The 10,295-nt window shown below is 72.3% G+C and carries 8 protein-coding genes and 1 pseudogene; 3 read left to right on the top strand and 6 right to left on the bottom strand.

The features are described from left to right. Nucleotides 1-347: pseudogene (locus B0E54_RS31320) on the bottom strand (bifunctional 3'-5' exonuclease/DNA polymerase); the annotation flags it as partial. A gap of 99 nt (nt 348-446) precedes the next feature. Here B0E54_RS31320 and B0E54_RS31315 point away from each other — a divergent pair. Next, complete coding sequence (locus tag B0E54_RS31315; protein WP_234591427.1) at nt 447-2,180, top strand: ABC transporter ATP-binding protein; 1,734 nt, start codon at nt 447-449, stop codon at nt 2,178-2,180. 50 nt (nt 2,181-2,230) lie between these two features. Then, nucleotides 2,231-3,928: an ABC transporter ATP-binding protein gene (locus B0E54_RS31310; protein ID WP_234591428.1), complete on the top strand. Its 1,698-nt coding sequence runs from the start codon at nt 2,231-2,233 to the stop codon at nt 3,926-3,928. A gap of 4 nt (nt 3,929-3,932) precedes the next feature. On the opposite strand, the gene B0E54_RS31305 is transcribed toward B0E54_RS31310, so the two are convergent. The 5 genes from B0E54_RS31305 to B0E54_RS31285 are packed head-to-tail and all read right to left on the bottom strand — an operon-like array spanning nt 3,933 to nt 8,964. Continuing rightward, nucleotides 3,933-4,862 carry a carbohydrate ABC transporter permease gene (locus B0E54_RS31305; RefSeq protein ID WP_234591426.1) on the bottom strand — a complete coding sequence of 310 codons (930 nt, stop codon included), beginning with the start codon at nt 4,860-4,862 and terminating at the stop codon, nt 3,933-3,935. Then, the gene (locus B0E54_RS31300; protein ID WP_234591425.1) at nt 4,862-5,770 is read right to left on the bottom strand and encodes a carbohydrate ABC transporter permease; all 909 of its coding nucleotides are present in this window, start codon (nt 5,768-5,770) and stop codon (nt 4,862-4,864) included. The genes B0E54_RS31305 and B0E54_RS31300 overlap by 1 nt, the downstream gene beginning before the upstream one ends. An 18-nt stretch (nt 5,771-5,788) precedes the next feature. After that, nucleotides 5,789-7,228 carry an N-acetylglucosamine/diacetylchitobiose ABC transporter substrate-binding protein gene (ngcE, locus tag B0E54_RS31295; RefSeq protein ID WP_234591424.1) on the bottom strand — a complete coding sequence of 480 codons (1,440 nt, stop codon included), beginning with the start codon at nt 7,226-7,228 and terminating at the stop codon, nt 5,789-5,791. 27 nt (nt 7,229-7,255) lie between these two features. Then, nucleotides 7,256-8,005 (bottom strand): sugar isomerase domain-containing protein, encoded by a 750-nt coding sequence (locus B0E54_RS31290; protein WP_234591422.1) that lies wholly within the window; start codon nt 8,003-8,005, stop codon nt 7,256-7,258. After that, nucleotides 8,002-8,964, bottom strand: coding sequence for a MurR/RpiR family transcriptional regulator (locus B0E54_RS31285; protein ID WP_234591421.1), 963 nt, complete (start codon nt 8,962-8,964; stop codon nt 8,002-8,004). Before B0E54_RS31285 ends, B0E54_RS31290 begins: the two co-directional genes overlap by 4 nt. Nucleotides 8,965-9,167: 203 nt before the next feature. Between B0E54_RS31285 and B0E54_RS31280 the strand changes: the two genes are divergently transcribed. Then, nucleotides 9,168-10,154, top strand: coding sequence for an N-acetylglucosamine kinase (locus tag B0E54_RS31280; RefSeq protein WP_234591420.1), 987 nt, complete (start codon nt 9,168-9,170; stop codon nt 10,152-10,154). Nucleotides 10,155-10,295: the final 141 nt, after the last annotated feature.

Below are 10,295 nucleotides of genomic sequence, written 5' to 3'. Positions count from 1 at the left end.
ACCGCGGCACCGGTCAGGCGGGCCCAGGCGGCGGCCAGCGAGCGGGGCTCGCCCCAGCGGCCGGCGTGCCCGAGCAACAGGGCCTCGGTCAGCTCCACGTCGTGGCACCGCTCGACGCGCACCCCGGCCCGCAGCAGCGCCGGATAGATCGCGCCCGCGGCGGCCCACACCCACCGCGGATGCTCGGCCGCCTCCCGTGCGGCCACCGCGGCCGCGAGATCGCTGACGGTATCGACCGGGCCGACGGGGCGGCCGGCGGCGTCGAGCGGACGCAGCTCTCCCCCACCGCGTTCGCCCGCCACCACCGCCACCAGCACGAATGTGATTCTGCCTTCCCCCTCCGACAGGAAAACGGGTCGGTGCGTCGGCCCGGTGCTCGATAGCGTGGCCAGGTGCCTCCCCAGATCCCGCACTCCGACCCCGGTATCCCCGACACCCGCGGTCCCATGCGGTACCTGTGGTGGCTGGTCCGGTGCCAACCCTGGCGGATTCTGCGCGGCAGCCTGCTCGGCACGGCCTGGATGGTCGGGCTCTCGGCCCGGCCCTACCTGATCGCCCGCGCCGTCGACGACGGCCTGCGCGCCCGCGACAGTCGCGCCCTGGCCCTGTGGGTCGTGGCGATCGTCGTGGCGGGGGTGGCGTTGTCGTACCTGGGGATCATGCGACACCGCACGATGACCTTCATCCGGGAGGACGCCAAGGCCCGCTCGGCGGAGGTGCTGCTGCGTCAGCTGTCCCGGGTCGGCGCGGCGCTGCCGCGTCGTTCCGCCGCCGGTGAGGTCGCCACCGTGGGCGGTTCCGACATCGACTGGTCGGCGCAGGTGCTGACCCTGACCGGGCCGGGGGTGGGCGCGATCATCGCGTACGGGGTCATCGCCGTGGTGCTCTGGTCGATCTCCCCGCTGCTCGCGCTCTGCGTGCTGGTGGGCATGCCGGCTGTCGCGCTTGTCGTCGGGCCGCTGCTGCGCCGGCTGGAACGCGCGGAGTCGATCTACCGGAGGCAGCAGGGCGCGCTCACCGCCCGGTCCGGCGACATCGTGGCCGGGCTGCGCGTGCTGGCCGGGGTGGGCGGCCGGGACCTCTTCGCCCGACGGTACGCGGCCCGCTCCGCGGACCTGCGCGCCGAGGGCTACCGCGTCGGCGCGGTGGTCAGCTGGATCGACGCGGCGACAGTCGCCATCCCCGGCCTGTTCCTGGCGGCGGTGGTGTGGCTGACGGCCCGGATGGTGGTCAGCGGCGCCGTCAGCGTCGGTGAACTCGTCGCCGTCTACGGCATCGTCGCGAGCCTGATCGTGCCCGTCTGGTTCCTCCTGGAGGGCAGCCACCAGCTCATCCGGGGTCGGGTCGCCGCCCGGCGGATCACCGACCTGCTGCGGCTCACCCCGGACGACGTCGGCGGGCCGGGTCGCCGGTGGCCGTCCGCCGTTCCCGACGCGCGTCACCCGCACGCGGTGGCCGCGCCGACCGGCCCCGCGGACCTGCACGACCCGGTGACCAGGCTGACCGTACGCGCCGGCCGGCTGACCGCGGTGGCCGCCGACGACCCGGCGGCGGCCGTGGCGCTTGCCGACCGGCTGGGCCGGTACATCGTCAGCGACACCACCTGGGGTGGCGTCCCGCTGACCGAGGTCGCCCTGGACGAGGTCCGTGCCCGGATCCTGGTCGCCGACCACGACTCGTACCTCTTCGGCGGGACACTGCGTGACGTCCTGCGGCCCGGGGCCGACGACGAACAGCTCGGCGCCGCCCTGCGGGCCGCGTCGGCCGACGACATCGTCGACGCGCTCCCGGCCGGGCTGGACACCCCGCTGGACGCCCGGGCCCGGACGCTCTCCGGCGGCCAACGGCAACGGGTCCGCCTGGCCCGGGCGCTGCTCGCCGAGCCGGAGGTGCTGATCCTCGTGGACCCGACCTCGGCCGTGGACGCGCACACCGAGGCGCGGATCGCCGAGCGGCTGCGGACCGCCCGGGCGGGGCTGACCACAGTGGTGCTCGCCACGTCGCCCCTGCTGCTCGGCCGCGCCGACGAGGTCGCCTATCTCAGCGGAGGCCGGATCACCGCCACCGGCACCCACGACGGCCTGCTCGAGTACGTCCCGGGCTACCGGCACCTGGTGGCCCGGGGCAGCGACGATCCGGTCGCCGAGCGCCCCGCCGGCGCCGAGGAGGCGTACCGGTGACCCGGCTGCCGATCGCGGATCGCGGCACCGTACGCCGCGCTCTCCGCGACATGATCAGCCGGCATCGCCGGGCCGTCGGTGTCGTGCTGGCGCTGCACAGCGCCGCCGCGATCGCCGGCCTCGCCCCGCCCTGGCTGCTGGGCAGCATCGTCGACCGGGTCACCGCCGGCGCCGGCGTGGCCACAGTGGACCGGCTGGCCCTGGCGATCGCCGGCTGTGTCCTGGTCAGCGCCCTGCTCTCCCGCTACGCCCAGTACGCCGGCCACCGCTTCGGCGAACGGGCCGTCGCCGAGCTGCGCGAGGAGTTCGTCTCCCGCACCCTCGGGCTGCCGGTCTCGGTCGTCGAGCGCGCCGGCTCCGGTGACCTGGCGACCCGCAGCTCGGTCGACGTGGCGACGGTCGGGACCACCGTCCGGGACGTGGTGCCCACCATCGTCATCGCCTCGGTGCAGTTGACGTTGCTGTTCGGGGCGGTCTTCCTGCTGCATCCCCTGCTCGGGGTCGCGGCGCTGGCCGGGCTGCCGTCGATCGTGGCGGTGACGCGGTGGTACCTGCGTCGGGCCAGCTCCGCGTACCTCACCGAGGGCGCCGAGGCGGCCGAGTTGACCGAGGCGTTGACCACCACCGCCGAGGGGGCCCGCACGGTCGAGGCGCTGCGGCTGACCGACGACCGGATCCGGCACGGCACCACCCGCGTCACCCGGCTGTGGCAGGCCCGGCGGGCGACCCTCGCGCTGCGGACCGTGTTCTTCTCGGTCGTGGAGGCCAGCTACCCGCTGCCCGTCGCCATGGTCCTGCTCGTCGGGGGCTACCTGTACGCCGCCGACCGGGTCTCGCTCGGCGCGGTGGTCGCTGCCGCGCTCTACCTCCAGCAGGCCATCGACCCGCTGGACCGGCTGTTGCTGTGGACGGAGCAGGCGCAGCGCGGCTTCGCGTCGTTCGCCCGGGTGCTCGGCGTCGGGCTGGTCCCACCGGAGCCGCCCGGCACCACGGCCACCTCGCGGGGCGAGCGACTCGTCGTGCGCGAGGCGCGGTTCTCGTACGCCGACGGGCACGACGTGCTGCACGGCATCGACCTGGACGTGCGGCCCGGCGAACGGCTGGCGGTCGTCGGCCCGTCGGGCGCCGGCAAGTCGACCCTGGCCCGGCTGCTGGCCGGCATCGACGCGCCGCAGCGGGGCGTCGTCAGCATCGGTGGCTGCCCGGTCACCGACCTGGACCCGGCCGAACGTCGGCGGCGGATCGCCCTGGTCACTCAGGAGCACCACGTCTTCATCGGCTCGGTACGCGACAACCTCGCGTTCGCCGCGCCGGACGCCTCCGACGAGCAGATGCGCGCCGCGCTGGCCACGGTGGGCGCCGACTGGTACGACGAGCTGCCCGAGGGGCTGGACACCGCGCTCGGCGACGGTGCCCGCCAGCTCGGCGCGGCCGAGGCCCAGCAACTGGCCCTGGCCCGGCTGGTGCTCGCCGACCCGCACACGCTGATCCTGGACGAGGCGACCGCGGCGCTGGACCCGAGCACCGCTCGGCGGACCGAGCGCGCCCTGGCCGCCGTGCTCGTCGGGCGGACGGTCATCGCCATCGCGCACCGGCTCAACACCGCGCACGACGCCGACCGGGTGGCCGTCCTGGCGGACGGCCGGATCACCGAGATCGGCAGTCACGACGAGCTCGTCGCGGCCGACGGGGCGTACGCCGCCCTCTGGCGCTCGTGGCACGCTCACGCCGACGAGCGCCAGAGGTGACGGCCTACTTCACCGCGCCGGAGGTGAGCCCGGCCTGGATCTGACGCTGGAAGACCGCGTACACGATGATCATCGGGAGGATGGCGATGGTCAGCGCGGCGAACAGCCCGGACCAGTCCGCCTCGTAGCCGGCGTTGACCGAGATGTCGGCGATGCCCTGGGTGAGCACCCACTTGTCCTTGGCGTTGGAGAGCAGCACCAACGGGAGCTGGTACTGCGCCCACTGCCCGATGATGTTGAAGATCGCCACGCTGATCAGGCCCGGCTTCGCCATCGGCATCATGACCTGGAAGAACAGCCGGGTGTGCCCGCAGCCGTCGATCATCCCCGCCTCGGCCACCGAGGTCGGCAGCGTCTTGAAGAACGCGGCCAGGAAGAAGACCGTGAACGGCAGCGAGTACGCGATGTAGACCAGCACCACGCCCTGGTAGGTGTCCAGCATGCCCAGCTGCTTCACCACGAAGAAGAGCGGCACCAGGGCCAGGAAGACCGGGAACGCCAACCCCGAGACGAACAGGTAGTAGATCGCCCGGTTGCCCCAGAACCGGTACCGCGCCAGCACGTACGCCGCCATCGAGCCGAGCAGCATGGTGCCGAAGGTGCTGCACGAGACCACGAGGACGCTGTTGAGGAAGTACCGGCCGACGTTCGCCTTGGTCCACGCCCGGCCGAAGTTCTCCCACCGCAGCTCCGCCGGGAGCGTCCACGGGCTGCTGAAGATCTCACTGGTGTTCTTGAACGCGGCGAGGAACGTCCAGAGGATCGGCACGATCACGATCACCGCCCACACGGCGAGCGCGACGTGTCCCAGGCCGGCGAAGAGCCGCACCTCCGAGCGGGGGCCCTTGCCACGCCGGCCGCCGGTCGCGGAGTTCTCGCCGGTCTTCGGCGGTAGAGCCGCCGGCGTCGGCGGCAGCGTCGACTGGGGGTTCATCAGTACTCCACGCTTTCCCGCTTGGTGAGCCGCAGCGTCAGCGCCGCGAACGTGAGGGTGAGGAAGAACAGCGCCACGCCCATCGCGGAGGCGTAACCGTACTTCGAGTAGACGAACGCGTTGCGGTAGATCTCCATGGCCAGCACGGTGGTGGCGCCGTCCGGGCCGCCACCGTCGACCGAGAGCACGGCCACGATGGCGAACGCGTCGAACGCCGCGATGCCCAGATAGACCCACGCGACCTGGAGGGTGTCCCAGAGCAGCGGCAGGGTGACCCGGAAGAACAGCGTCACCCTGCTCGCCCCGTCCATCTCCGCGGCCTCGTAGATCTCGCCCGGGATGGAGGCCATCCCGGCCGAGAAGAGCACCACGTAGAAGCCGACGGCCTGCCAGACCAGCACCGCGAGGATCGACCAGAGGGCCAGGTTCGGCTTGACCAGGAAGAGGATCGGCTCCAGGCCGAACTTCATCAGCACGCCGTTGATCAGGCCGGACTCGTTCGGCCGGTAGACCATCTGGAACAGCACCGCGATGATCGCCACCGCCAGGACCTGGGGGAAGAAGAACACCACCCGGTAGAACTTCGCCCCCCAGACCCCCTGGCGTTGACCGCCGCTGCTCTTGCCACCCACGTTGAGCAGGAAGGCGAAGAACAACGCGATGGCGATCGTGATCAGCGGCAGGGCAAGCAGCAGTACGCCGTGGTGCTGGACCGCCTTCCAGAAGGCGCCGTCGTCGAGCAGCTTCCGGTAGTTGTCGAAGCCCACCCACTGCGGGGCGGAGAGCCCTCGCCAGTTGGTCATCGAGATCTGGAACGCCTGCGCGTACGGCCAGATCACGAATGTCACGTACAGCGCGACCGGGGCGAACAGGAACCCGATCACGAATGGATACTTGCCGTGCCGCATGACCCTAGCTCCGATCGATCAGCGCTTGAACTTGGCGACCGAGCTGTCCTTCTTGATCGCGTCGGCGCGCTTCTGGATCCGCTCCACGAAGGCGTCCGCGTTGATCCGGCCGAACATCAGCTCGTTGGTGGCGCTGCGCGCCTCGGTGTCGAGCTCCTTGTACCAGCCGTCGAAGTACAGGTTGAACACGTCCTGCCCGGCCGCCTTGAGCGCGGCCTGCGAGCTGGCCACACCGGGCGGGAAGGCGAAGCCCTCCGAACCGGAGGTGACCACGGTCGGGGCCTTGACCACCTCGGTGAAGCCCTTCGCGCCCGCCGTGGACAGCATCTGGCGCATGTACTCCAGGCCGCCCTTGGGGTTCTTGCTCTTCGCCGAGACGAAGTAGCCCTCGCCCGCGGTGGCCCGCAGCGCCGTGGCCGGCAGCTTGTCCGACGCGGTGAGACTCGGCACCGGCATGAGCTGGTAGTCGAAGCCGGCCGGGGTGTCCTTCTTCTGCTCGCCCTCCAGCCAGTCACCGCTGGGGTACAGGGCCACCTTGTACTGGTTCTGCCGCAGCTGCACGTCGGTGTGCTTGAGCCCCTCGAAGCTCTTGTCGCTGAACTTCGCCCCGACCTCGGCCCACGCCGTGGCCGCCTGCTTGACCGCGTCCTGCTTCCAGGCGCCGTCCTCCAGGTTGTCGATGTTCTTCAGCACCTCCACGCCGCCGATCTTGGCGGCCTGGGTGAGGATCACGTTCCACTGGTAGTACGCCGCGTTCGCCCCGGCGTAGCCGTACGGCGTGATGCCCTTGGCCTTGATGGCGGTGAGCAGCTTGATGAAGTCGTCCCAGGTCTTCGCCGGCGCCCAGCCGTTGTCCTTGAAGAGCTTGCCCGAGTACCAGATGCCGAAGACGGTGGAGACGTAGTACAGCACGTACGGCTTGCCGTTGAACGAGCCCGCCTCGACGGTGCCCGGCACCACGGTGTCGCGGACCTTCTTGGCCGGGTCGTCGACCGACGGGGCGTCCCACAGCTCGGTGAGGTCCTGGAGCTGACCGTCGGCGACCAGCGCGCCGAAGTCCATCAGCTTCTCGCCCGAGTTGTTCACGAACTCCGGCGGGTTGCCGGACGCGAACCGCGGCTGCAGGACCGTGGAGACGGCCTGCGTGGACTGGTGCTTGATCTCCGCCTTGGGGAACGCCTTCTTGTAGAGCGGCTCGTGCACGTCGGTGGCGTACTTCTCGCCGTAGCCGCCGTTGAAGATGATCACCTCGATCGGAGCGTCGTCCTTGACGCCCAGCGGGTTCTTCTCACTCTTGGTGCCTTCGGCGGCCTTCTCGTTGTCCTTGTCGCCGCCGCTGCTCGTCGCGCACGCGCTGAGCAGGCCGATGGCCGGAGTGGCGAGCATGCCCACGGCCGCGGCGCGACGCAGCACCGTGCGACGGTCGAGTGCGGCCGGGTGCTCGGGGGTAATCGACATCGTCGTCTCTCCTTGTGGAATTTCGGGTCAGGCGGTGCGCCGGAGACGCCCGGCGTACCGCGACTCGAGGGCGATGTTGTGCTCGTCCCCGCCGGGGACGTTGGCGGAGAGGTAGATAGGGGGTACCTCTCCGGCCTGGTGGAACCGTCGTACGACCTCAGCGGTCAGCAACTGCGCCAGCAGCGCGGTGGTGACCGAGGAGACCGCACAGACCGCGCCGCCGCCCTCGAGCGGCAGCAGTGCGTCGCCGTACGGTGCGCCGTTGTCCAGCACGACGTCGGCGAGGTCGGCGAGCCGTTGACCGGACGGGTGCCGTGGCGCCACCCGTGCGGTGTGCTCGACCGAGGTGACCGCGATCAACGGGTGACCGCGCTCGGTGACCAGCGCCGCCAGCTCGACCACCGAGCCGTTGATGCCGGACTGGGACGCCACCACGAACACGTCGCGCGGCTGGGGCGCCGCGAGCGCGTAGATCTGGTGGGCGATGGAGGGGTCGCGTTCCAGCTTGGGGTCGGCGAGCACGTCGCGCGGGGCGTCGCCGTGCACCACCAGGTCCCGTACCGAGAGCTGGTTGGTGGGGACCAGCCCACCGGCGCGGGCGACCAGTTCGGCGGCGAACGCCTCGGAGTGCCCAGCGCCGAACGCCTGGAGCACACCGCCGGCGCGCAGGCTGTCGGCGATCAGGTCGGCGGACCGGGTGATCCCGTCGGCCTCAGAGTCGAGCAGGCGGTCGAGCACCGGGCGGACGGCGTCCGCGTACCCCTGGGCACTGATCATGACTGGGCCCCTTTCGCGGCCTTGTGCCCGTCGACGGCCTGCGCGGTGCGCCGGAAGGCCGCGTGGGCGCGGTCGTGGGTGCGCTGGGCGACGGCGATGTAGAGCAGGTCGAGGACCACCAGTTGCGGGTGGCGGGCGGAGAGGGCGTCCGGCCGGAAGGTGGTGGCCTGGCTGGCGGTGAGCAGCACGATGTCGGCCAGCTCGGCCAGCGGTGAGCGGGGAAAGCCGGTGAGGGCGAGTGTGGTGGCGCCCCGGCTGCCCGCCTCGGCGAGCATCTCGATCGTCTCCCGGGTCTGGCCGGTGTGCGAGATGCCGAGCGCGACGTCGCCGACGCCGAGCAGCGCGGCGCTCGCCAGCCCCTCGTGCACGTCGCTCCAGGCCCAGGCGGCCACCCCGATGCGGTGCAGGCTGAACTGCATCTCCTCGCCGACCAGGGCGCTGCCGCTGGCGCCGAAGATGTTCACCCGGTTGGCGCCGGCGATCGCCACCGCGGCGCGTTCCACCTCGCCGAGGTCGAGCAGCGCGGCGGTGTCGTGCATGGCCCGGGTGTCGGCGGCCATGATCTGGTCGAGCACCCGCGCGAGGGGGTCGTTGGGCTGGATCTCACGGCCGATGTCGACGGTCCAGCCGGCCGAGCGGGCCCGGCCGGTCTCGGCGGCGATGCCCAGCCGCAGGTCGGCGTACCCCTCGAAGCCCATCGCCCGGCAGAAGCGGGTGATGGTGGCCGGCGAGGTGCCACTGCGCTCGGCAAGCTCCACAATGGTCGAGCGCGCGGCGGCCTCCGGGTCGCTGAGGACGTGCTCGGCGACGCGGCGCAGCGCGCCGGTCAGTTCGCCGAGACTGTTGCGGACCCGGGCCAACACCCCGTCGGACGACGATCCGAGGGCGTTTCGCCGGTCGATCGCGTCGGCGTCGACCACCGCGGTTCCCGCAGCGGTGTCCACCTCATGATCAACCATCGACGCCTCGCATTTTCGAAGGACTGTTAACTGTTAGTGGTAAAATTTCTTACTGAACGACCTTCTATGTCAAGACCGTGGGCGAAGTTTTCAAACTGTTACCTGGCGCACGCCCCTCCGCGCCGCCCCGAAGTTGCCCCGCGCGGCCACGCCGACCAGCATGAACAGGCCCAGCACCGCGCAGCGCAAGGAGGACCGTGCCGATGTCCGACACCGTCGTGGTCGGTCTCGACGTCGGGGGTACGTCCACCCGGGCGACCGCCCTGACCCTCGCCGGGGAACGCCTCGGCACCGGCCGAGCCGGCGGCGGCAACCCCACCAGCCACGGCGCCGAACGGGCCGCCGCCGAACTGTTGACCGCGCTGCGCGCCGCGCTCGCCGACGTCGACCCGACCCGGGTGGCCGCCGGCACCATCGGATTGGCCGGCGCAGCCCGGATCCTCGCCGACCCCGCCAGCCGCGCCGCCTTCGACCAGGCCTGGCACGACGCCGGCCTGCGCTGCCCGTACGCCGTGCACGGCGACGCCCTGGTCGCCTACGCCTCCGGCACCGCCGAGCCCGACGGGACGGTGCTCATCGCCGGCACCGGCGCGATCACCGCGCAGGTCGTCGACCTGCGACTCGACCGGGTCGCCGACGGCCACGGCTGGCTGCTCGGCGACGCCGGATCCGGCTTCTGGCTCGGCCGCGAGGCCGTCCGCCGGCTCCTGGCCGACCTGGACGCCGCCCGCACCCCCGGCACGCTGACCACTGCCGTCCTCACCGAACTGACCGGCAGCGCCGAGGTTGCTCCCCGCCCCCGCGACACCGTCGACGCCACGATCCAGGCGGTCACCCGCCGGCCGCCGATCGAGCTGGCCCGGCTCGCGCCGCTGGTCGTCACCGCCGCGGTCGACGGCGAACCCGTCGCCACCGCACTGATCGCCGAGGCCGCCGCCCACCTGGCCGGGAGCGTCGGCCGGATCCGCCCCGCCGGGGCGACGACGCCCGTCGTACTCGGCGGTGGACTGCTCACCGCGCACACCCCGCTGGCCACAGCCGTGCGCGCCGAGATCGGTCAACGCTGGCCGTCCGCGCCCCTGCGCACCGCCGGTGACGGCGCCGCCGCGGCAGCCTGGCTCGCCGCCCGCGCCCTACCCGAGCTCACCGACCCGGCAGCCCTGCACGCCCGCCTCTTCCCCACCCCCTGATCGCCCCCACCCCAGACCACCCCACCCCACCCCGGGCCGAACCGGGCAGCGCCAGACCGGGCCACACCGCGCCGGACCGCGCCGCAACGCGCCGGCCGCGCCATGCCACACCCGGCCGGGCCGGGCCACACCGCGCCCGAC

This window comes from Micromonospora sp. MH99 (genome assembly GCF_021442385.1).
GTDB lineage: Bacteria > Actinomycetota > Actinomycetes > Mycobacteriales > Micromonosporaceae > Micromonospora.
This window is presented reverse-complemented; position numbering and strand designations above follow the sequence as displayed.

Bases quoted from the DNA above. Each gene is read 5' to 3' on its own strand.
- B0E54_RS31315 (WP_234591427.1), top strand. From the start codon at position 447: ATGCGGTACCTGTGGTGGCTGGTCCGGTGCCAACCCTGGCGGATTCTG.
- B0E54_RS31310 (WP_234591428.1), top strand. From the start codon at position 2,231: ATGATCAGCCGGCATCGCCGGGCCGTCGGTGTCGTGCTGGCGCTGCAC.
- B0E54_RS31305 (WP_234591426.1), bottom strand. From the start codon at position 4,862: ATGAACCCCCAGTCGACGCTGCCGCCGACGCCGGCGGCTCTACCGCCG.
- B0E54_RS31300 (WP_234591425.1), bottom strand. From the start codon at position 5,770: ATGCGGCACGGCAAGTATCCATTCGTGATCGGGTTCCTGTTCGCCCCG.
- ngcE (WP_234591424.1), bottom strand. From the start codon at position 7,228: ATGTCGATTACCCCCGAGCACCCGGCCGCACTCGACCGTCGCACGGTG.
- B0E54_RS31290 (WP_234591422.1), bottom strand. From the start codon at position 8,005: ATGATCAGTGCCCAGGGGTACGCGGACGCCGTCCGCCCGGTGCTCGAC.
- B0E54_RS31285 (WP_234591421.1), bottom strand. From the start codon at position 8,964: ATGGTTGATCATGAGGTGGACACCGCTGCGGGAACCGCGGTGGTCGAC.
- B0E54_RS31280 (WP_234591420.1), top strand. From the start codon at position 9,168: ATGTCCGACACCGTCGTGGTCGGTCTCGACGTCGGGGGTACGTCCACC.